The organism is Aeromonas sp. QDB20, assembly GCF_027707805.1.
In the GTDB taxonomy this organism is placed as follows: Bacteria; Pseudomonadota; Gammaproteobacteria; order Enterobacterales; family Aeromonadaceae; genus Aeromonas; species Aeromonas dhakensis.
This window is the reverse complement of record NZ_JAPCJC010000027.1, coordinates 12,346-34,183: the sequence shown is the minus strand read 5'-3', so window position 1 is coordinate 34,183 and position 21,838 is coordinate 12,346. Positions and strand designations below refer to the sequence as shown.

General features: G+C 57.5%; 25 protein-coding genes. 17 read left to right on the top strand and 8 right to left on the bottom strand.

Features of this window, described 5'->3' with window-relative positions:
* Window positions 1-99: 99 nt before the first annotated feature.
* The 3 genes from PG897_RS20395 to hpt all read right to left on the bottom strand — a co-directional run bounded on the left by PG897_RS20395 (window position 100) and on the right by hpt (window position 2,429).
* Window positions 100-873 (bottom strand): ABC transporter permease, encoded by a 774-nt coding sequence (locus tag PG897_RS20395; protein WP_005304632.1) that lies wholly within the window; start codon window positions 871-873, stop codon window positions 100-102.
* On the bottom strand, window positions 870-1,787 hold the full coding sequence (locus PG897_RS20390) for an ABC transporter ATP-binding protein (protein ID WP_005304633.1): 918 nt from the start codon (window positions 1,785-1,787) through the stop codon (window positions 870-872). Before PG897_RS20390 ends, PG897_RS20395 begins: the two co-directional genes overlap by 4 nt.
* A 111-nt stretch (window positions 1,788-1,898) precedes the next feature.
* Entirely contained in the window at window positions 1,899-2,429 is a 531-nt protein-coding gene (gene hpt / locus PG897_RS20385) for a hypoxanthine phosphoribosyltransferase (RefSeq protein WP_005304637.1), read from the bottom strand.
* A gap of 200 nt (window positions 2,430-2,629) precedes the next feature.
* Between hpt and PG897_RS20380 the strand changes: the two genes are divergently transcribed.
* Window positions 2,630-3,244, top strand: coding sequence for a TetR/AcrR family transcriptional regulator (locus PG897_RS20380; protein WP_005304640.1), 615 nt, complete (start codon window positions 2,630-2,632; stop codon window positions 3,242-3,244).
* A 73-nt stretch (window positions 3,245-3,317) separates the two neighbouring features.
* On the opposite strand, the gene PG897_RS20375 is transcribed toward PG897_RS20380, so the two are convergent.
* Together PG897_RS20375 and mpl are read right to left on the bottom strand one after the other, a co-directional pair.
* Window positions 3,318-3,929 carry a flavin prenyltransferase UbiX gene (locus PG897_RS20375; protein ID WP_139726209.1) on the bottom strand — a complete coding sequence of 204 codons (612 nt, stop codon included), beginning with the start codon at window positions 3,927-3,929 and terminating at the stop codon, window positions 3,318-3,320.
* Window positions 3,926-5,296 (bottom strand): UDP-N-acetylmuramate:L-alanyl-gamma-D-glutamyl-meso-diaminopimelate ligase, encoded by a 1,371-nt coding sequence (gene mpl / locus PG897_RS20370; RefSeq protein WP_010636250.1) that lies wholly within the window; start codon window positions 5,294-5,296, stop codon window positions 3,926-3,928. The genes PG897_RS20375 and mpl overlap by 4 nt, the downstream gene beginning before the upstream one ends.
* Window positions 5,297-5,475: 179 nt before the next feature.
* Between mpl and ppa the strand changes: the two genes are divergently transcribed.
* Window positions 5,476-6,006, top strand: a complete 531-nt coding sequence (gene ppa, locus PG897_RS20365) for an inorganic diphosphatase (protein ID WP_005304649.1) — start codon at window positions 5,476-5,478, stop codon at window positions 6,004-6,006.
* A gap of 25 nt (window positions 6,007-6,031) precedes the next feature.
* Here ppa and PG897_RS20360 read toward each other — a convergent pair whose 3' ends face one another.
* A complete protein-coding gene (locus tag PG897_RS20360; RefSeq protein ID WP_017780517.1) occupies window positions 6,032-6,394 on the bottom strand; it encodes a hypothetical protein in 363 nt (120 codons plus the stop codon).
* 124 nt (window positions 6,395-6,518) lie between these two features.
* Here PG897_RS20360 and PG897_RS20355 point away from each other — a divergent pair, with 124 nt between their 5' ends.
* The 15 genes from PG897_RS20355 (at window position 6,519) to PG897_RS20285 (ending at window position 19,090) form a co-directional block, all read left to right on the top strand.
* On the top strand, window positions 6,519-7,397 hold the full coding sequence (locus PG897_RS20355) for a hypothetical protein (RefSeq protein ID WP_201882860.1): 879 nt from the start codon (window positions 6,519-6,521) through the stop codon (window positions 7,395-7,397).
* Window positions 7,398-7,655: 258 nt separating this feature from the next.
* Window positions 7,656-8,198: a YtfJ family protein gene (locus tag PG897_RS20350; RefSeq protein ID WP_010636247.1), complete on the top strand. Its 543-nt coding sequence runs from the start codon at window positions 7,656-7,658 to the stop codon at window positions 8,196-8,198.
* A gap of 44 nt (window positions 8,199-8,242) precedes the next feature.
* A complete protein-coding gene (locus PG897_RS20345) occupies window positions 8,243-8,533 on the top strand; it encodes a hypothetical protein (protein ID WP_201882865.1) in 291 nt (96 codons plus the stop codon).
* A gap of 35 nt (window positions 8,534-8,568) precedes the next feature.
* Window positions 8,569-9,177, top strand: coding sequence for a DUF2796 domain-containing protein (locus PG897_RS20340; protein ID WP_019840506.1), 609 nt, complete (start codon window positions 8,569-8,571; stop codon window positions 9,175-9,177).
* Window positions 9,178-9,181: 4 nt separating this feature from the next.
* Window positions 9,182-9,871: an ABC transporter ATP-binding protein gene (locus tag PG897_RS20335; RefSeq protein WP_005304683.1), complete on the top strand. Its 690-nt coding sequence runs from the start codon at window positions 9,182-9,184 to the stop codon at window positions 9,869-9,871.
* The gene (locus tag PG897_RS20330) at window positions 9,865-11,112 is read left to right on the top strand and encodes an ABC transporter permease (protein WP_017766291.1); all 1,248 of its coding nucleotides are present in this window, start codon (window positions 9,865-9,867) and stop codon (window positions 11,110-11,112) included. Before PG897_RS20335 ends, PG897_RS20330 begins: the two co-directional genes overlap by 7 nt.
* A gap of 30 nt (window positions 11,113-11,142) precedes the next feature.
* Window positions 11,143-11,622 (top strand): DUF3299 domain-containing protein, encoded by a 480-nt coding sequence (locus PG897_RS20325; protein WP_017787621.1) that lies wholly within the window; start codon window positions 11,143-11,145, stop codon window positions 11,620-11,622.
* A 139-nt stretch (window positions 11,623-11,761) separates the two neighbouring features.
* Window positions 11,762-12,628, top strand: coding sequence for a TIGR03899 family protein (locus tag PG897_RS20320; RefSeq protein WP_201882869.1), 867 nt, complete (start codon window positions 11,762-11,764; stop codon window positions 12,626-12,628).
* 267 nt (window positions 12,629-12,895) lie between these two features.
* Window positions 12,896-14,524: a methyl-accepting chemotaxis protein gene (locus PG897_RS20315; protein ID WP_201882870.1), complete on the top strand. Its 1,629-nt coding sequence runs from the start codon at window positions 12,896-12,898 to the stop codon at window positions 14,522-14,524.
* A 684-nt stretch (window positions 14,525-15,208) separates the two neighbouring features.
* A complete protein-coding gene (locus tag PG897_RS20310) occupies window positions 15,209-15,508 on the top strand; it encodes a hypothetical protein (protein ID WP_181969516.1) in 300 nt (99 codons plus the stop codon).
* Between the two features lie 173 nt (window positions 15,509-15,681).
* Window positions 15,682-16,566: an alpha/beta hydrolase family protein gene (locus PG897_RS20305; RefSeq protein WP_270829324.1), complete on the top strand. Its 885-nt coding sequence runs from the start codon at window positions 15,682-15,684 to the stop codon at window positions 16,564-16,566.
* A gap of 131 nt (window positions 16,567-16,697) precedes the next feature.
* Window positions 16,698-17,129 (top strand): nuclear transport factor 2 family protein, encoded by a 432-nt coding sequence (locus tag PG897_RS20300; protein ID WP_026459113.1) that lies wholly within the window; start codon window positions 16,698-16,700, stop codon window positions 17,127-17,129.
* Window positions 17,130-17,273: 144 nt separating this feature from the next.
* Window positions 17,274-18,272, top strand: a complete 999-nt coding sequence (locus PG897_RS20295; protein WP_147323380.1) for a hypothetical protein — start codon at window positions 17,274-17,276, stop codon at window positions 18,270-18,272.
* Between the two features lie 70 nt (window positions 18,273-18,342).
* Complete coding sequence (locus tag PG897_RS20290) at window positions 18,343-18,615, top strand: ECs_2282 family putative zinc-binding protein (protein ID WP_270829323.1); 273 nt, start codon at window positions 18,343-18,345, stop codon at window positions 18,613-18,615.
* A 13-nt stretch (window positions 18,616-18,628) separates the two neighbouring features.
* Window positions 18,629-19,090 (top strand): hypothetical protein, encoded by a 462-nt coding sequence (locus tag PG897_RS20285; protein ID WP_080760971.1) that lies wholly within the window; start codon window positions 18,629-18,631, stop codon window positions 19,088-19,090.
* 282 nt (window positions 19,091-19,372) lie between these two features.
* On the opposite strand, the gene cysC is transcribed toward PG897_RS20285, so the two are convergent.
* Both cysC and PG897_RS20275 read right to left on the bottom strand, forming a co-directional pair.
* Complete coding sequence (gene cysC / locus PG897_RS20280; RefSeq protein ID WP_270829322.1) at window positions 19,373-19,966, bottom strand: adenylyl-sulfate kinase; 594 nt, start codon at window positions 19,964-19,966, stop codon at window positions 19,373-19,375.
* Window positions 19,967-20,112: 146 nt separating this feature from the next.
* Window positions 20,113-21,837, bottom strand: coding sequence for an SLC13 family permease (locus PG897_RS20275; RefSeq protein WP_010636237.1), 1,725 nt, complete (start codon window positions 21,835-21,837; stop codon window positions 20,113-20,115).
* Between the last annotated feature and the right edge of the window lies 1 nt (window position 21,838).

Below are 21,838 nucleotides of genomic sequence, written 5' to 3'. Positions count from 1 at the left end.
AAAAGGGTGGTTATTGGCCCTGTTCGAGATGGGGCCAGCGCAGGAGAGGTAAAAGAGGCAACAAAGAAACGGGCACCGAAAGGTGCCCGTTGCATTGCATCAGTGGCGCAGCCCGGTGCCGCGTGAGATGAGCCACCAGGCCAGACCGTAGAGAGCCACAATGAAGCCGATGATGATGAGGTAGGCGGTGCCGAGCGGCACGTCGGAAATCCCGAGAAAGCCGTAACGGAATGCGTTCACCATGTAGATGATCGGGTTCACCTGGGAGACCCCCTGCCAGAAGGGTGGCAGCAGGCTGATGGAGTAGAAGACCCCGCCCAGGTAGGTGAGCGGCGTCAGCACGAAGGTGGGGATGATGCTGATGTCGTCGAAGGTCTTGGCAAACACCGCATTGATGAGGCCGCCCAGCGAGAAGAGGATGGCGGTCAGCAGCACGGTGAAGCAGACGCTGAACAGGTGGTGGATCTGCAGCGGCACAAAGAACAGCGACACCAGGGTGACGATGAGGCCGACACAGAGGCCGCGCGCCACGCCACCGCCGACGTAACCGGCGATGATGACGTAGTTGGGCACAGGCGCCACCAGCAGCTCCTCCACGTTGCGCTGGAACTTGGCGCTGAAGAAGGAGGAGGCGACGTTGGAGTAGGAGTTGGTGATGACCGACATCATGATGAGGCCGGGCACGATGAACTCCATGTAGCTGAAGCCCCCCATGTCACCGATGCGGCCGCCGATGAGGTTGCCGAAGATGACGAAGTAGAGGCTCATGGTGATGGCGGGCGGCACCAGGGTCTGGATCCAGATCCGGGTGAAGCGGCTGATCTCCTTGGCCAGAATGCTCTTGAAGGCGATGTAGTAAGTGGTCAGGTTCATGCTTTTCTCCCCTCCTCGACCAGGCTGACGAACAGCTCTTCCAGCCGGTTGGCCTTGTTGCGCATGCTCAGTACCTGCACCTGCTGGCTCGACAGCTGATCGAACAGGCTGTTGAGGGACTGGCTCTTGTCCAGATCCACCTCCAGGGTGCGCTCGTCCTGCATGCGGCCGTTGAACTCGGGCAGGTTCGGCACGGCGGAGCCCGGCGCCAGATCCAGCATGAAGGTCTCGCGGCCCAGCTTGCCCAGCAGCTTCTTCATGCTGGTGTTCTCGATGAGGCGCCCTTTGTCGATGATGCCGATGTTGCGACACAACATCTCCGCCTCTTCCAGATAGTGGGTGGTGAGTATGATGGTGACGCCCTGCTCGTTGAGATCCTTGAGGAAATTCCACATGGAGCGACGGATCTCGATGTCCACCCCGGCGGTCGGCTCGTCGAGGATCAGCAGCTTGGGCTCATGCATCAGGGCGCGGGCGATCATCAGCCGGCGCTTCATGCCGCCGGAGAGAGTGCGGGCTGGCATGTCGCGCTTGTCCCACAGGTCGAGCTGACGCAGGTACTTCTCGGCGCGGATCTTGGCCTCGGCCCGCGGCACGCCATAGAAGCCGGCCTGATGGGTGACGATCTGGATCACCTTCTCGAACTGGCTGAAGTTGAACTCCTGCGGCACCAGCCCGAGCTGGGCCTTGGCCTCTTCCAGGTGAGTGTCGATGTCGTAGCCGAACACCTTCACCTTGCCGGCACTCTTGTTCACCAGCGAGCTGATGATGCCGATGGTGGTGGACTTGCCCGCCCCGTTGGGGCCGAGCAGGGCGAAGAAATCCCCCTGTTTGACAGTGAGATCAATGCCTTTAAGGGCTTCGACGCCCCCCTGATAGGTCTTCTTCAGGCCGCTGATTTCCAGTGCGTTCATTGCAACCCCTGTGATGGCTCATCCCATCTCGAGACAGAAAAGGCGGCCAAGGCCGCCTGCAGACAGAAAATGGCGCTCTGCCACCTTGCCCGTCATATTCTTGAACCTTGCTTACTCTTGCGGTATTACCTTGCCGATGAACGGCAGATTGCGGTACTTCTGGGCATAATCGATGCCGCAGCCCACCACGAATTCATCCGGAATGGAGAAACCGATCCAGTCCACCGGCACCTGTACTTCACGGCGGGACGGCTTGTCCAGCAGGGTGCAGATGGCCAGGGATTTCGGCTCGCGCAGAGAGAGGATCTCGCGCACCTTGTTGAGGGTGTAGCCGGTGTCGATGATGTCTTCGACGATCACCACGTCCTTCCCTTTGATGTCGTCATCCAGGTCTTTCAGGATGCGCACGTCACGGGTACTGTGCATGCCGGAGCCATAGCTGGAGGCGGTCATAAAATCCAGGGTGATGGGCAGCTGGGTCTGGCGGCACAGGTCGGCCAGGAAGACGCAGGAGCCGCGCAGCAGGCCGATCATGACCACTTCATCAGAGCCCTGGTAACGGGCGGTGATCTCTTCACCCAATTTGGCGATCCGGGCGGCGACTTCAGCCTCGGAGATCATCACCTCGACAGTGTGTTTCATCACTTACTCCATAATGGCCAAAGCAAATTTGGCCGTTCATTAACGTCAAAACCGATGATTCTACCATTCAAGCCGAAGGGCGTCAGGCATACGTGATGCTTTTATCGGCTTATTTTAATTGATAGAGTTAGCAGGCCCTCGGGCATTATCGGTGACAATACTATAAACACCATAATCAATAACTATTAGATGAAAAAACTATGGAACCACGCGCAGAAATTAGACGTCGAACCCGGCTTTCGCCGGAGGCCCGACGCAATCAATTGATGGAATGTGCCATCGAGGTGTTCTCCCGTCGCGGCATCGGCCGTGCGGGTCACGCCGAAATCGCAGAACAGGCCAAGGTCTCAGTTGCTACCGTGTTCAACTATTTCAACACCCGTGAAGAGCTGGTGGATGAAGTGTTGGCCGAGATCGAACGTTTCGTGCATCAAATGCTGGAACAGGCCTACTCCGGCCAGGGCCCGGTCAGCGACAGCATTCGCCGCCACGTGAAGCTGTTTGTTGACGCCGCCTACGATCAGCCTGACCACGCCAGCATCTGGCTGGAGTGGAGCTCATCGGTGCGGGAAGAGGTCTGGCCCCGTTACGCCAAGCTGCTGGACAAGGCTCTGGAACGCATTGCACCTCACCTGCAACGCGCCATGGATGCCGGCGAGATCCAGAGTGTGCTGTCGGCGCAGGATCTGGCCCGCTCCCTGACCGGCTTCGGCTACGTCATGATGCAGATGATCAATCAGCCACAACGCCCGAGCCGGGAAGAGGTGACCGATTTTCTGTTCAAGTACGTAACCGCCCCCATCCAGGCAGCCTAATCCGCTCCAGCAAAAAAGCGGCGCCGAACTGTTCAGGTCGGCGCCGCTTTTGTTTGTCCGCTATCCGCTCATCTCACCCTTTGTCGTAGCCCCAGCGGCGAGTCAGTGCGTGCTCGATCCCCAGATGATCGAGGATCCGCGCCACCATGAAGTCCACCAGATCCGCGATGCTTTTTGGCTCATGATAAAAGCCCGGCGCCGCCGGCATGATGGTCACGCCAAGGCGGGCCAGTTTCAGCATGTTCTCCAGGTGGATCGCCGAGAAGGGGCTCTCGCGGGGCACCAGAATGAGCTGGCCACGCTCCTTGATCACCACGTCCGCCGCCCGCTCCAGCAGGTTGTCGGAGGTGCCGTTGGCAATGGCCGAGACGGTGCCCATGGAGCAGGGGCAGACCACCATCTGCTTGGGCGCTGCCGAGCCGGAAGCCACCGGTGAGAACCACTCCTCCTTGCCACAGGCGACGATCTGCCCCTCCTTGGCGCCATATTGGCGACAGAGGTAGGCTGAGAGCTCTTTCGGCGAGCCCGGCCACTCCTGCTGCTGCTCGGTCTTGAGCACCACACGAGCCGCCGAGGAGGCGAGCAGGTAGACCCGATAGTCCGCCTGTACCAGGCATTCCAGCAGGCGCAGGGCATAGGGGGCGCCGGAGGCTCCGGTCAGCGCCAGGGTGATCGCTTTGTTCATAGCTGGCCGTGATAGTCCTTGAGGCGGGCGATCAGCTTGTCATGAATGCCGCCGAAGCCGCCGTTGCTCATGATCAGAATATGATCGCCATCGCGGCACTCGGCCACCAGCCGGTTGATCAGGGTCTCCAGATCGTTGAACACCTTGGCCGGTCGAGTCATGTGGGCGGTCACCTCGCCGAGATCCCAGCCGATGTTGGGCGGCTGGAAGAAGAACACCTCGTCGGCGCCGTCGAAACAGCCGGCCAGCTCTTCCTTGTGCACTCCCAGCTTCATGGTGTTGGAGCGGGGCTCCAGCACCGCCAGGATGCGGGCCTTGCCCACCTTGGCGCGCAGGCCGCCGAGAGTGGTTTCGATGGCGGTGGGGTGGTGGGCGAAGTCGTCATAGATACTGATGCCGGCCACTTCCCCCTTGAGCTCCATCCGTCGCTTGGGAGACTTGAACTGGCAGAGGGCCGCAATGCCGTGCTCCACCATGACACCGGCGTGACGGGCGGCGGCGATGGCCATCAGGCCGTTGTTGACGTTGTGCTCGCCGATGCACTCCCAGTGCACCTCGCCCTGTTTCACGCCATCCAGCCATACCTCGAAGGCAGAGCCATCGTCGGCCAGCTTGACCGCCTTCCACTTGGCATCGTCCTGACCCACCAGCTCCACTTCGCTCCAGCAGCCCATCTTGCGCACGGCGGTGAGGTTCTCATCCCCCTTGGGGAAGAGCACTCGACCGTTGCTCGGCACGGTGCGCATCAGGTGGTGGAACTGGCGCTGGATGGCGGCGAGATCCGGGAAGATATCCGCATGGTCAAACTCCAGGTTGTTCATCACCAGGGTACGCGGGTGGTAGTGGACGAACTTGGAGCGCTTGTCGAAGAAGGCGCAGTCATACTCGTCCGCCTCGATGACAAAGAAGGGAGCCGAGCCGAGACGGGCGGAGACCGGGAAGTTGCCGGGCACGCCGCCGATGAGGAAACCGGGCTCCAGCTTGGCGTATTCCAGTACCCAGGCCAGCATGCTGGCGGTGGTGGTCTTGCCGTGGGTGCCGGCGACGGCCAGCACCCAGCGATCCTGCAGCACGTGTTCCAGCAGCCACTGGGGGCCGGAGATATAGGGCAGATTGCGATCCAGCACATACTCCACACAGGGGTTGCCGCGGCTCATGGCGTTGCCGACCACCACCAGATCCGGCGCCGGATCGAGCTGGGAAGGATCGTAGCCTTCGGTCAGTTCGATGCCCTGTTGCTCGAGCTGGGTACTCATGGGGGGATAGACGTTGGCGTCAGAGCCGGTGACCCGATAACCAAGCTGTTTTGCCAACACCGCCAGACCACCCATGAAGGTGCCGCAGATCCCGAGAATGTGAATATGCATACCGCTTCCTTTCGCAGTAAAGGGAAGTGCGCATTCTAACAAGGTGACGGCAATTTGGCAGACCCAAGCTGCACGGTATCCAACAACTCTGTCGCAGTGGCCCTGAAATATGGTCATTTGACGCGACATCGCTATAATATCGGCCTGCAAACTTGACTCCAACACTCAAAGGAAACGTCATGAGCCTGAATCTGGTACCGGCTGGCAAGAGCCTGCCCGACGACATCTACGTCATCATCGAAATCCCGCAGAACGCCGACCCGATCAAATACGAAGTCGACAAGGACAGCGGTGCCATCTTCGTTGATCGCTTCATGTCTACCCCGATGTTCTATCCGTGCAACTACGGCTACGTGAACGCCACCCTGTCTCTGGATGGTGATCCGGTTGACGTGCTGGTTCCGACTCCCTACCCGCTGCTGGCCGGCTCCGTCATTCGCTGCCGCCCGGTTGGCGTGCTGAAGATGACCGACGAATCTGGCGAAGACGCCAAGATCGTGGCCGTTCCGCACTCCAAGTTGACCAAGCAGTACGACCACATCCAGGATGTGAACGATCTGCCCGAGCTGCTGCGCGCCCAGATCCAGCACTTCTTCGAGCGCTACAAAGAGCTGGAAGCTGGCAAGTGGGTCAAGGTTGAAGGCTGGGGCGACAAAGCCGCTGCCGAAGCAGAGATCAAGAGCTCTGCCGAGCGTTACGCTGCCAAGTAAGCGTAACCTTCGTGAAAAAGGCGCCTCAGGGCGCCTTTTTCGTGGGCTGTTGCTGGGGCTGACCCGGCGTCACACCGCTGGGATCCCCCTGTATATAAATGTCACGTCCATCCTGCTGATAGGGCCGATAGTAATTCCCCCCGCAGCGATAACTGCCGCCAGCATCGCTCATCAGCTCGCAGTTTACCGGCAGCACCTCCAGCCACTTGATGGCCTGCTGAAAGCGCAGCCACTCCTGCCACTCATGTTCCTTCGCCAGCTTGTCGCGCAGGGCAAAGGTATCCGCGCTGGACATTCCCTGGTTGACGATGACAGGCCCCGCCGCGGCCGGCAGCGTGGCCAACAGCAGCAACAAGGGTGTGATTCGCTTCATGACGGTTTCCTGCATGACTTATTTCCAGAATTAAATTAAAAGCCCGATCAATCTGTTATCAAAATCACAAATGTCAGACTCATCCAAAATCGGCCAGCTCACCTAGTTGTTTATTATCACCCCGAGCAGGATGCACATCATGAAACTGGCACAAGGTCTGTTGTTGAGTCTAGTGTTCGCGTCCATGGCCGGGGCCAACGAGGTCACCCTGAGCTGGCAATGGCAATCGAGCGACGGTCAGCAGAAGCATCTGCAACTGAACGCAGACGAGCGGGTCATCGCCGCCAGCCGCCACGAGATGATCCTGCTCGATGCCTCCCTCAACTATCCGCTGGAAACCCTCTACTCCTACATCAGCCCGCGGCTCTACAACAGCATCAACCTCATCAATCAAACCAGCCCCGAGACAGCCACCAAGTTTCGCAATCTGGAGCAGGCCTTCACCCTGCACGACGACAGCATGGAGTCGACCCTGTTCTGGCAGGCCTATCAGCAATATCAGGACGACGCCTTCTATCAGATGCGGGTGGTGCCCTGCGTTCACCCCGCCAACCGCAAGCTGCCTTGTGTGCGCCCCAACTATTCCCAGCTGTTCTACCAGTTCAAGGGCGACCTGAGGCCCCTGGCGAAACAGTTCCTGGCCAAAGATCTCGCCACCAGTGTCGGCCTGCTGCAGGAGTGGCTGAGCGGCATTCCCACTCCGCCCGAACAGATGGATCACTTCGCACCGCCGCTGCAGGCCTTGCAGAACAACAAGGCGGACAGCGACGAGAAGGCGCTGCTGATGGCAAGCCTCTTGGCCGAGCTGGCTCCCCAGTACATGCTCAGCATCATCTATCCGAACATCAGCATCGGCAGCGTCTCGCCAGCCTGGCTGGCCATCACCGCCGACAGCGGTTTGAAAGGAGATACAGTGGTGATCGGCAATCAGCGTCACATTCTGCTGACCGGCTCTCCTTTGCTGGCCCAGCAGATGACCATGGCCAAGATCCCGCTGGTGAGCGAGCCGCTCTACTGAGGCCTATCCCCTTCCTCAAGTCTGGCTGCAGACCGCGGCCAGACTCCTCAAACCAGTTGATAAGCAATTGATTTTTATCGACTGCGTGCCATCCTAGCCGCCTTTGTCCACCAGCCCCCGTGCTGGCGGGCAGTCGAACACCTCAATGCCGGCTTTTATTTAACACTTTTTAAACAGATCCGATCAGTTTAGGATGAGTTCCGCCCCATTCCCTCAATGCAAAAATCGTTATAACATAACAAAAGGAGTGTCATCAGGATGAAACATCTCGTACTTACTCTGGCGCTGCTGCCAACGCTGGCCCTGGCTCACAACATCAAGGAGTCGGCCCAGGTGCCGCTGGTCAACATCGGCGACAAGGGTGAGCTGGTACTGAAAGAGAAAGAGATCGGCTATCAGCCCTGGCAAAGCAAGGTACTGACCGGCAAGGTCTTTCTGATCCAGCACATCGCCGGTCGCTCCAGCGCCAAGGAGCTCAACGCCCCCATGATCGAAGCGATCAAGGCGGCCAAGCTGCCCCACGACAAGTACCAGACCGTCACCATCATCAACAGCAATGACGCCATCTGGGGCACCTCCGGCTTCGTGAAGAGCAGTGCCGAAGACAGCAAGAAGGAATTCCCCTGGTCCGCCATGGTGCTGGATGCCAAGGGCATGGCCCGCAACGCCTGGGATCTGGCGCCGGAAAGCTCGGCCATCATCCTGCTGGACAAAGAGGGCAAGGTGCTGTTCGTCAAGGACGGTCAGCTCGATGCCAACAATATCGCTACCGTGATGGGGCTCATCCAGTCCCATCTCTAAGCCAGAGAAAAGGGGCGCTGATGGCGCCCCTTTGATAGGGGTCTATGGGTCGTACCAAGCTGAAAATCTGGTTGCTGCTGCTGGGCTGGTTGTGGTTGCAACCCGTGCTGGCACAACATCCGCTGGAAGCCGACCTGCCCGGCCACAACCACGCCTGCGTCCTCTGCGCCCTGCATCTGGATGGCAAGCTGGCACTCACCCCGACCCTGGTCATCCCCTCGCCACAAATCGTCATCGGCAAGCGCCTTGACGCCGCCTTGCCCAAACCTCATGCCACCCCCTCAGGCCAGTGCCGCATCCGCGCGCCGCCACAGCTTCATCGCTTATCCGGCTAAATCCATTTTTCAATAAACTTTTCAAAGGATTAACGATGAAAGCAGTCACCCTGTTACTGGCGGCCGCCGCATTTGGCGTGCAGGCAAACCACGATGAACACGACAGTCACGGCCACGGTGCCCACGAGCACGGCCACGGCCACCTCAACCTGGTGCTCGATGGCAACCAGCTGATGATCGAGCTGCAGGCCCCCGCCGCCGATCTGGTGGGCTTCGAGCATGCCGCCAAGAGCGATGAAGAGAAGGCTCAATACGCCAAGGCCGTGGCCCAGCTCAAGCAACCCGATGCCCTGCTGCGCTTCGACCCGGCCGCCGGCTGCACGCTGACCCAGCAGGCGTTGCAGGCCGCCAAGGAAGATCACGACCATGACCATGACCATGACCATGACCATGACCATGACCATGACCATGACCACCAGAAGTCTGACGGCAAGCACGACGAACACCAGCACGACGATGCTGGTCACGCCGACATGGGTGCCATGTACACCTACACCTGCGCGGAGCCAGCCAAGCTGACCGGACTGGAAGCCACCCTGTTCAGCGTCTATCCGAGCCTGGAGAAGCTGAGCGTGCAGGGCATACTGCCCAGCGGCCAGACCGCGGCCGAGCTGACCCCCTCCGCCAACAAACTGAGCTGGTAACGCCATGAAAAATGCCGTGGTTGAGATCCGCGATCTGGCCTTTGCCTGGCCGGGTCACGAGGTTGTACTCGATCTGCCCGCCCTCACCATCGGCGAGGGGGAACGGGTGTTCATCAAGGGACCGTCCGGTTCGGGCAAGTCGACCCTGCTCGGCCTGCTGGCCGGGATCCAGACCGCCAACCACGGCACCCTGGAGGTGCTGGGCCAACCGCTGGCCCGGCTCTCCGGCCGTGCCCGTGACCACTTCCGGGCGGCCAATCTGGGTTACATCTTCCAGCAGTTCAACCTGCTGCCGTTTTTATCCGTGCAGGACAACGTCACCAGCGCCCTCACCTTCTCCCCCGAGAAGCGGGCCCGGCTGCAGGGCAGCCCGGCCGAGGAGGCGCGCCGCCTGCTGCGGGAATTACAACTGCCCGAGGAGGCGCTGCACAGGCCCGTCCATGCCCTCAGCATCGGCCAGCAGCAACGGGTGGCCGCCGCCCGCGCGCTCATCGGCTCACCGCCGCTGGTGATCGCCGACGAGCCCACCTCGGCGCTGGATACCGACAACCGGGCCGCCTTCATCAAGCTGTTGTTCGAGGAGTGCGACAAGCAGGGCTCGACCCTGATCTTCGTCAGCCACGACCCCTACCTCGAACCGCTCTTTCCGCGGGTGGAAAACCTGCAACAACTGAACAGGAGGGCAACATGCTGAAACTCGCCCTGCAAAGCCTCTGGGCCCGCCGCCTCACCGCCGGGCTCACCCTGCTGGCGGTCGCCATCAGCGTCACCCTGCTGCTCGGGGTGGAGCGAGTGCGCAATCAGGCCCGCGAGAGCTTCGCCAATACGGTGTCGGGCACGGACCTCATCGTCGGCGCCCGCTCCGGCCAGGTGAACCTGCTGCTCTATTCGGTGTTTCGCATCGGCAATCCCACCAACAACGTTGGCTGGGACGCCTATCAGGCCATCAAGCAACAACCCGGCATCGCCTGGACCATCCCGCTTTCCCTTGGTGACTCCCACAAGGGGTTTCGCGTGCTTGGCACCAATGGCGACTACTTCACCCACCTCAAATATGGCCAGCAGCAGGCACTGGTCATGCGTGAAGGGCGAGCATTCGAGACGCCGTTCGAGGCGGTGCTCGGCGCCCAGGTGGCCGAGAAGCTCGGCTATCACCTGGGGCAGTCCATCGTCATCGCCCACGGCGCCGGCAATACCTCGTTCAGCCAGCACGACAACCTGCCGTTCAAGGTGGTGGGGATCCTGGCACCGACCGGCACCCCCATCGATCGCACCATCCATGTGCCGCTGGCCGGTATCGAGGCGATCCACCTGGGCTGGGACACCGGCCGTCACAGCAAGAACGTGACCGCCGAGCAGGCACTGGCGCAGGATCTCACCCCCAAGACCATCACCGCCTTCATGGTGGGGCTCAGCAACCGGATCCTGGCGTTCCAGCTGCAGCGCAGCGTCAATACCTACCGGGGCGAGCCGCTGATGGCGATCCTGCCGGGGGCCGCCCTGCAGGAGCTATGGAGCCTGATGAGCGTGGCGGAAACTGCGCTGTCGGTGATCGCCGGCTTCGTGGTGGTGGCAGGCCTCATCGGCATGCTGACCACCCTGCTGGCCGGCCTCAACGAGCGGCGCCGGGAGCTTGCCATCTTGCGCTCCCTCGGCGCCGGCCCCTCCCACCTGTTCCTGCTGCTGGCGCTGGAGGCGATGGCCCTCACCACTGCCGGCATTGCGCTCGGGGTGGCCGCACTCTACCTGGGCCAAGCCCTTGCCACCCCCTGGCTGCTCGGTCACTATGGCCTGCAATTGAGCCTGGGGCTGCCAAGCGCCCACGAGTGGCAACTGCTGGGGCTGGTCTGGCTGGCCGGCATGGTGATAGGCCTGTTGCCCGCCGCCCGCGCCTATCGCTACAGCCTGAGCGATGGCATGAGCATTCGCGTCTAGCCAGGCGCCCATAAGAAACGAGAAGGACAGATGATGAAGTGGAAAATCGTGGCGCTGCTGGCCGCCCTGCTGACGCTGCCGGCCATGGCCGCCGACTACAAGACCATCGACTGGGACGTGCTCATTCCGGAAGGTGAAAAACTGCTGCCCCCACCCCAGGTGAGCCACGATGGCAATCTTGCCTCCGTGCCGCAGCCGGTGGGCGGGGTCAACAAGAAGCTGGACAACCAAGAGGTGCGTATCCCGGGTTTCGTGGTACCGCTGGAGGGGGATGCCAAGAAGATCACCGCCTTCCTGCTGGTGCCCTACTTCGGCGCCTGCATCCATGTGCCGCCCCCGCCCACCAACCAGGTGGTCTATGTGAGCTACCCCAAGGGGGCGCCGGTGGACGACCTGTGGGACGCCATCTGGGTGAAGGGCAAGATGCGCACGGTCAGCTCCAGTCACGAGATGGCCACCGCCTCCTATTCGCTGGAGGCGGTCGAAGTCAGCGTCTACGAAGAGCAGTAACCAGGCACACACGGCCTCCCACGGGGGGCCGTTTTGTTATCCGCGACGGCAAGAACCCGGCCAGCCCCTGCCTGAGGGATTGCCCGCCATCCCGGTTGGAGTAACATTCAAGGCTAGACCTTGCGATCACGGAGCCAGCATGGCTGACCTGCCCCCGCCCAAGAAAGAGAGTTCCATCCTGAGCAGCCAGGAGCAGACCCTGCGCCTGGCCCGCAGCCGCGGCATCGACGGCATGCTCACCCGCAACAGCGACAGCACCTTCGAGCAGCGCGCCGCTTTTCGCCAACTGGCGGATCAGGCCGCCCGCCAGCGCAACCTGGAATCCATCATGGTGATGGCCTCCCGCCACTGCGAGGAGACCGCCGCCGGCGGCGAGATGGACAGCGACTGGCTGACCCACTTCCTGCAACTGGCGGAAGACATCAGCATGGTGCCCATGCAGCAGCTGTGGGGCCGCATCTTCGCCATCGAGATCGCCACCCCGGGCCGCTTCTCCATCCGGGCGCTCACCACCCTCAAGGAGATGACCCAGCGCGAGGCCCAGCTGTTCCAGCGCATCTGCTCCCTCTCCTGCCACTACGTGGGCAGCGACGAGCAACGCCTGCTGCTGGGGCTGCACAAGGGGGCCAGCCTGCTCAGCCGCGCCAGGGTCACCCGGCTCGGCCTTGGCAAATACCGCATCCCCTACAACGCCCTGCTGCAGTTGTTCGAACTCGGCCTGCTGCACCGCGGCGAGCTGGAGTCTGGCCCGCTGCCCGCCGACGGGGTGGAGCTGGAGTTCGGCGATCAGCGCTGGCGCCTGCAGCGCAAGCAGGCCAACATCACCCTGCTCTACTACCGGTTGACGCCGGTCGGCAACGAGCTCGCCCAGCTGCTGCAGGAGCCGCCGCTGGAGGAGTACCTGCAGGATCTGAAAACCGTGCTGGTGCAGGGGCTGCAGATCGAGACCATGATGCTGACCCCGCCCGCCGGGCCTGAGCCGACCCCGGCCGAACCAACCCCCTGATCCTCCGGAGCCCGTCAGGGCTCCGCTGTTTTACGCCTCCCGCCGCCGCTCGCGAAATGGCGCCATCGTTGCCAAAACGGTTCCTGAAATGCAAATCCCCCCCCTCTGACTCACCAGCCCCACACCCGCAGATCCGCTCGCCACCGGCCATCCCCCCCCCCCCGCCGTGCCGCATGAGTGCCGCATGATCGACGATTTTCACCCCCGCTGGTGCAGCCCTTGCATTGGTGATGACTCCTTCCCCACAACCCGGTTTCGGAGCACACCATGAGAGTCAATCAGCCTGTCACCCAGCATGAGCGTCGCTATCCCGAACACCAGCACCTCATCTCCACCACGGATCTGGAGAGCCGCATCACCTATGCCAACGAGGAGTTCTGCCAGATCGCCGGCTTCACGCTGGAGGAGCTGCAGGGAGAGCACCACAACCTGGTGCGCCATCCGGACATGCCCAAGCAGGCCTTCGCCGACCTCTGGCACCATATCCGGGCCGGCAAGAGCTGGATGGGCCCGGTGAAGAATCGCTGCAAGAACGGCGATCACTACTGGGTCAGCGCCTTCGTCACGCCGATCAAGGATGCCCACGGCAAGGTGGTGGAGTATCAATCGGTGCGTACCGCCCCCAGTGAGGAGATCAAGCAGCGGGCCGAGCGCATCTATGCCGGGCTGCGCGCAGACAAGGCGCCGCTGGCGCTCAGGCTGCCGGCCTTCTCCCACACGCTGGCAATCATCCTCTGCCTGCTGCCGAGCCTGGTGGCCATGATGGCGCTGGGCTATGAGCAGGCCTCCGGCTGGCTGCTGGCTCTGGCCGTGCTGCCTTTGCTGCTGGCGGCCATGATCACCCAGGCCCTGAGCCGTCGCCTCGGCAAGCTCGACAAGCTGGCCCGCAGCCGCTTCGACAACCCGCTGATGCAGCTGCTCTACACCAACAAGGTCGACAACATCGCTGCCATCGAGCTCGCCATGCTGATGAATCAGGCCGAGTTCAACGCCGTGCTGGCGCGCACCCAGCAGACCTGCAGCCGGATCCTGCACTCGGCGGAGGGCGATCTGCGCAATGCCGAATCCATCACCAGCAACCTGCAACAACAACAGGCCGAGACCAATCAGGTTGCCACCGCCATCACCCAGATGGCCGAGTCGATCCGCGAGGTGTCCCACAGCTCCACCGCCGCCTCCGACCTGCTGGATGAAACCGCCGACCTCTTCCGGGAAGGCAACCGCAGCGTGCAGGAGACCATAGGGGCGGTCGAGGGGATGCACGGCGAGATCGCCACCTCCAAGACGGTGATCCACACCCTGGCGACCCAATGCCGGGATATCGACGGCATCCTGGATGTCATCAACAGCATCGCCAACCAGACCAACCTGCTGGCCCTCAATGCGGCCATCGAGGCGGCCCGTGCCGGTGAGGCGGGCCGTGGTTTCTCGGTGGTGGCAGACGAGATCAGATCCCTGGCCATCAAGACCCAGGCCTCCACCGGCGAGATCCAGAAGATGATCAACCTGCTGCAAACCAGCGCGGCCAACGCCGAGCAGGCGATGGAAAAAGGGGGGGATCTCTCCGCCAGCTGCCAGCAGAAGGCCTCCGCCACCGGTACCATACTGCAGCAGATCAACAGCATGTTGCAGCAGGTCGCCTCCGGCAGCAGCCAGATAGCCCAGGCCGTGCAGGAGCAGTCCCAGGTCACCGCCGATATCGACCGCAACGTGCTCAGCATCAAGACCCTGGCCGATGACTCAAGCCAAGGCAGTCAGCATGCCGTCCACGGCATCAACCAGCTGGTGCGGCAACTGAGTGACCTGGATCGGCTGGTACGCCAGTTCCAGCAACAACCCGCCTCTCCACAACTCGCCAACCCCAGCCCCGCCGGCCAGGTGGTGCTGGCCCGCTGATCCCGAGACCGTGCGCTAACAACAAAAAGGGCCCCTGTCGTCACCGGCAGCGGGCCCATTTATCTCTGGTGGGAAACGCGGATTTGACCGGGCTGGGACGCCCATGCCATCACTGGCCCAGCCTTGATGTCATTACCTTGGCATCTGCTCTGCAACTCATTCCACAAAGTGGCATCCCGCAGTTCATTCCCCCCGCCCAAATACGCAGCGAGCATTGAGCAAGCAAGGGCGTTGAGATACCCCTATCGCCCGCCCCCCCATGGCAGCTCAATTTATTGATCTTGCCCGAGAAATCACTCACTCCCCCTTCCCTAACCAGCTCCGTTCGGTAACATGACCATCAAAATCACCTCTTGTCGGAGTCAGCAATGTACCAGACCAGAGCCACACCACAGGGAAAAGCAGCAAGCTGGAAGCTGGAATTCAGGGGCGGTAGCCTTGCTTGAGGAAGAGCCACGCGGGTGGCGACCGGCTGCACGTTATTAACAAGGATGACAGCCCTGATTTTGTTGGCGCCATTATTTCACTGACCAAGTGATAGCACTAAAAAACGCCACACCCAGCCAGGCTACTAATTTCACTGGAAACGCTTCGCCATAATAAGGCAGCATCTCCTTCAGGCATAATATGCCAATGCGTAATATCTCCTTGGCGCATTAAAAAATTAAAGAGTTCAGAGGAAACATGAACAACACAGACGCAGTACCGCCATATGAGACTAAGGAAATAGGCACACCACTGGATTACACATCTGACATGTACCGCGTCTATTTCGAGATTCGTGATCATGATGGTATGGCCAAGGAAATCATCTCTGGTTTTCTGGGCCCCGCACGGGCTGAAAAAATAGTAACCTTGGCCCATGGCTATGAAATTGAGCTCCCCATTCAATGCATACCAGAAATAATCCGGCTGCTGGCAACTGAAAACATAGCGATATATCAGGTCGTACGTTATGCAAAAACCAATAACAGCTGGGGCTAGTATTATTACCATGATGCCATGGCAACCTGACCCACTTGCATTTTATGGACTCGGCAGGATTTCTGCGCTCTGCATGGTTGCGCCTTGTTCTGATTGCCAAGGGTAAAATGAGAATGCGAACAATATATTTATTTTTGCTCTTTTTGACATGCTCGACAAGCGCCCAAGAGGTCATGACTCGCACTGCCAGCAGGGATGATAGTTCGCCTATCTCCTATTACTTGGTCCAACATTCCCATGATACAGATACCTTGCTATTGATTCTGCAAGGCTCTGATTGCAACAGCGTGCTTAACATTAACTCGATACTCTCTGACTATAAAAATGTTTGGCCAGAAGCTGATATTCTGCTGGTCGAAAAGTACGGCATTGACAGCAAATTAAAATACAGTACCGATCCGGCACGCAAGGATTGTCCTGCTCAGTATCTTGAAAAGGACAGCCCTGCACAGCGGGTCGCGGATATCAAGGCTGTGCTCGATACTGTTCGAAAAAATGGGCAATACAAGACATTAATTCTCTTGGGCGGCAGTGAAGGGGCCGTTATCGCCAACCTGGTGACCGTAGAGGTTGACTATATCGATGCCACTATCGCCTTTAATGGCGGTGGCCGCTGGTTTATCGATGACGTCTCACACAGCATCGCGGCAAAGCATAACAACCCAGAAGAGGCGAGAAAAGAGATCGATGGTTTTAAAGGGTTTGCCGTACATGTTCTTAACAGCAAACCATTTGAACTTGATGTGAGCGGACACGGCTATCATTGGTGGCAGCAGATGCTCTCCCTCGATCAACTTGATACCCTGCAAAACATAAAATCTCCTTTGCTGATCATTCAGAGTGGAATGGATACTTCGGTATCACCGCAAAAAACAGATGAGTTGATGCAACGCCTTAAAGAGCTCGGGAAGAACAATATCGAATATCGGCGTTACGAAGCACTGGATCATGGGTTGAAAAACAGTGACGGGAAAAGCCTTCGCAAAGAAGTCATCGGCGATATGAATTTATGGTTACAGTCCAAGCTAGGCGACCCGAAGAAGTTCAATCCCCACTGATTTAGACCTGCTGACAATGCATTGATGTAAAGCTTTTTATAACGACTATCAGGATGGAGTGCAGTCATAAAGTAACCCCCCTCCTTCCAATCATGGTTATGCGAACAACTAATAGAGATATAGGAATGGTAATGGAACAGGAAAGTTTAGTTGAGATAGCGATTGAGTATTTCAAGAAAGTAGATGCAGGTGATCCCAGTTATCTTGATCTTTTCTCGGATAATGTTGATTTTTTCTTCCCCAAATTTGGTCAAGCTAAAGGAAAGGATGCATTGGTTGAGTTTGGCAATAGAATTGGTAGCTCGCTCACCAGCATCTGGCACGATATAGATGGCTTTAAGATAACGACTGCTGGCAACACCGTGATTGTCGAGGGGCAAGAAGGGGGAGTAATGAGTGATGGCACCTCTTGGCCTGACAATAATATCTCTATGGGCCGTTTTTGTAGTGTATTCGAATTTACAGGCTCACTGATAAGCCGCATGTATGTGTATGTTGACCCTGACTTTCCGAGTAGAGATGTGGCAAGGATTGCTGTGTTGTCAGGGAAAGTTGACCAATAACTAAACGTTCAATATTTACTCGCAACAAGTGGCATTTTCACTATGCATTGGATTATGTGATTAAGGTGGTTTTCAGTCGTATTGGTATAGCATTACTCCACATTAACAAGGTGGCTGTATTTATCATAAATATGAGGTGAAGATATGTTATTAAAATATAACTTTAAATTAGATTCTATTGAGAAGGAACGTACCAAGCGACTAATTGACTTTCATATCGATGAAAGAAAATTTCAAGATATTTTGTTTCGCTCATTGGATAGATTATTTCCTGACGATGAGTTGATTATGTTAATGCAATCGCAACGCTGGCGTGAAGAACCAGATCTAATGGCGCTTGACAAAAATGCAAACTTATATATTTTTGAATTAAAAGCATGGGAGTCAATTCAAGAAAACATTCTACAAGTTCTCCGTTACGGCCAACTTTATGGTGATGCAGATCTAGAAAAAATTACTCATTGGTTCAATAAATTCCATGGAATTGATGTTGGTCTAGAAAAATCTTTCGAAGATAAGTTCAATAAGAAACTAAATGAAAACAATTGCAACCAAAAGCAAATTTTCATTGTAATGACTAATGGCATGGATTTCAAAACCAGAGAGTCTATTAAATACTGGAGGTCTTGTGGTTTAGATATCCGACCTTGGATTTATCGTGTCTATGATGGAAATGGTGATTGCATGAATGTAGAAATAACTCCATTCCGTGTTGATGATAATCCATATGAAGATATCGCTGAAGGTTATTACATTTTAAATACCAACTATAATAATAACAAAGAAGACCACAATGACATGATTAAAAACAAAAAATGTGCAGCCTATTTTGAACCATGGAAATATAAAATAGAAAGACTAAATAAAGGCGATGTCGTTTTCCTTTATCAATCAGGTGTAGGTATTGTTGCTTTTGGTGAAGCATCTGGAAAGCTATGCTTAGCGGATTACCATGGGAATCCAGATTATAAAAATGAAGAATATTATATGAAACTCAATAATTTCCACACAGTTAAATCGCCACTCTCCGCTGCAAAAATAAAATATATCACAGATGTTGACTATCGTTTTATGAGCACAATGTTTGGCATTGATCTAGAAAGTGGTAAGAAAATCAGAGCTGAACTTGAGTCAAGTAAATGAATCTAACATTTTGAAGCTGAACACATGACATGCCACCAATTAAATAAAAGTCATGTACTTTGGAGGGAAAATGAAGCTAGACAAGCTCAATAGAGAAATCAAAATGTATTGTCCAACCTGTGGAAATACCGACTTTTCATTCGTGGAACATGATGATGAGGGGCTAGTAATTTGTACTCAATGTGAACGTCAAATGGCAAAACCTCAATTGCTTGAAGAAAACTCCGAGTTATTGGCTGAAGCTCAAAATAAAATAACAAATGAAGTTCAAAAACAGATCGAAGCCGAAATAAAAAAGCTTCGGAATACCTTTAACGGTAATAAGTACATCAAATTTAAGTAAGGTATAGTCGAGTATGTATTTTGGCGATAGTGTTGCGCTTCTAGCTTTGTGCTTATCAGGATATGCCACTTGGAAAACTATTCAATTTAACAAACGACAAGACGAGCTAGTTGAAACTCAAAAAGAGCTTAATAAGCTGTTGCTTGCTAAGGAAACCGAAGAAGTTCTAGATGATAAAAAAGCTGATTTAGGAGCTTCAATTATCAAACTTGGAAATAATAAATACCGCTTGAAGATTTGGAACAAAGGTTGTGCTGTTGCAAGGAATGTAGAGATCGACTTCCCAAATGGGAATGAATTTATCAGTGATTCAGAATTAAACGATAAGTTTCCGTATGAATGCTTGGAAAAGCATGCATCTGTTGAACTCATTGCTTATGTACATTCTCAAACAGCAAGAAAACAGACATTGTGCCTGCGTTGGTCCGATGAGCACAAAAATAAGAATGAAAAGCTAGTTTATCCCACGTGGTAAAACTCGCATAACAAACCATTTGAGAGTAATCCAAAATGTTTAGTATTACCGGTCTAAAGTTGGCTTCCGTGTTTACGGTACAATCCTTCAGGTATGATGGTAGCGTTGTTCACAACTTAATGTAGTATTATCAGCCAGAGAAAAATATCCGCCTTTTAGCGCTACATAGTCGCCCCCCTTTAAGCAGAAAGCCACTGACAACAAGGGGAATCATTGACAAGAAACAAACAAGGGAGAAAGCTCCCCCCCATGTTTATCAATATTCAGTTCTGACAATCAACCTCAGTCGATCAATCCCCGCTGCCTTAGCGCAGTAAGCAACTCATCCACCAGCGCTTCCACCGGCTTGCCGGCGTTGAGCAGATGGATCTCCGGCTGCTCCGGCGCCTCGTAAGCGGAATCGATGCCGGTGAAGTTGCGAATTTCCCCGGCTCGCGCCTTCTTGTAGAGCCCCTTGGGATCGCGCTCTTCACAGACGGCGAGAGGCGCATCCACAAAGACCTCGACAAACTCCCCTTCACCCACAAGATTGCGCACCAGTTGCCGCTCGGCACGGAACGGCGAGATAAAGGCGGTGAGGACGATAAGGCCCGCATCCACCATCAGTTTTGCCACTTCGCCGACCCGGCGGATATTCTCCTGGCGGGCGGCGTCGTCGAAGCCGAGATCGCCACAGAGGCCGTGGCGCACATTGTCCCCATCCAGCAGATAGGTGTGCTTGCCTTGCGCGGCCAGCGACTGCTCCAGTGCCCCCGCCAGGGTGGACTTGCCCGCCCCCGACAGGCCGGTGAACCAGATCACCAGCGGCTTCTGTCCCTTCTGCTCGGCCCGGCTCTGTTTGTCGACGGCATGGGCATGCCACACGATATTGCTCATCCAAAACTCCTTGCTTGGCGCTCGCGCCTCAATGCTGAAACGGTCTGGCTCCTTGAGCTCAGCCTCTGGCCACTCGCCACTGACGGGGCCATGGTCGTCGTGTATTCCTACTCCCTGCAAGACACTAGGCCCCCAGTTGCGCCGCCTTAAAACGGAAACAGCAGGGGCACCATGACGATCACCCCGATGCTGTAGGCCAGGGAGACCGGCAGGGCCAGCTTGAGGTAGTCCGGCATCTTGTAGTTGCCCGCCGCATAGACCATCAGGTTGGTCTGGTAGCCGTAGGGCAGGATAAAGCTGGAGCTCGCCCCGAACAGCACCGCCAGAATGAACGGCATGGTGGAGACATCCATGCTGAGCGCCAGCTGGTAACCCATGGGGAAGGCCAGCGCCGCGGCGGCGTTGTTACTCATCAGCTCGGTCAGCACCAGGGTAAACAGGTAGATACCGATAAAGGCGATGATGGGGCTGGCACCGTTGAACTCCCCCATCAGCCAGTCGGCGATGAGCTTGGCCAGCCCGCTTTTTTCCAGCTGATCGGCGATGGCCAGCGCCCCGCCCACCACCAGCCAGATATCCAGCGGAAAGCGGCGGCGGATCTCGTCCAACGTCAGGATGCGGGAGAACAGCAGCACCACCAGCATCACCAGCAGCCCCTTGAACAGCGGCACCAGATCGAGCACCGACAGGGTCAGCACCCCGAGGAACCCCGCCACCACGGCGGCGCTGCGCGTGGCATCGAGCCGGGTGGAGGCCTCCAGCCCGCTCACCACCACGAACTCGCGGGAGAGGGACTTGTTGCCCGCAAACTTGGGGCCGGGCGCCAGCAGCAAGGTGTCCCCTGCGTGCAATTCAATCTGGCCGAGGCCGCCGGTGAGCTGGGTTTCACCCCGACGCACCGCCAGCACCACCGCATCGAAGTGGGTGCGAAACTCCGCATCCTTGATGGTCTGACCCACCAGGCGCGAGCTATGGCTGACGATCACCTCCACCAGGTGCTGGCCGTTGAGGCGGTGCTGGCCGTAGAGATCCAGCCCCTTGAGCTCCTGCAGCACGCCGACGCTCTCCACGTCACCGCAAAACAGCAGCATGTCCCCCTCGTGCAGCTCGTGTTCCGGCTGCACCGGGCAGATCACCTGATTGCCCCGGATGATCTCGGCAAGATAGAGGCTTTTCAGGCTGCGCAGGCCGTTCTCCTTGACGCTGCGCCCGGCCATGGGCGAGCCGGGGCCCACCTTGGCCTCGAGAAAATAGCCGGATTCGCGGCTCATCTCGGTATCCTGCTCCGGCAGATGGCGGGCAAACAGCAGCACGGCGATGAGGCCGGTCAGCAGAGTCCCCGCCCCCACCATAAAGAAGTCGAACATGCCGAGCGGCTTGGCCCCCATCTTGATGAGGAAGCTGTTGACGATGAGGTTGGTGGAGGTGCCGATCAGGGTCAGCACGCCGCCAAAGGTCGCCGCGAAGCACATGGGCAGCAGCAGCCGGGAGGGCGCATGGTTGGGGTTGCGTTTGACCGCCCCCAGCATGGAGGCCACCACGGCGGTGTTGTTGACGAAGGCCGACAGGAAGGCGGTGGAGAACCACACCTTCACCAGCACCTTGTTGAAGGAGCCGGTGCCCACCAGGTTGGCGAACCAGCTCATGACCCGGGTCTTTTCCACCGCCAGGGAGACCAGCAGCAACAGCACCAGGGTCAGCAGGGCGCTGTTGGTGTAGCCCGCCACCACGGCGTTGATGTCCGCTAGGCCGCTCAGGTAGGTGATGAGCACGGCGCCCGAGAAGAGCAGCGCCGGCCGGAGTTTGCCCTGGATCAGCAGGGCGACGAGGGCAGCCAGCAGACCCAGCACCAGGGATTGTTGCCAGGTCATG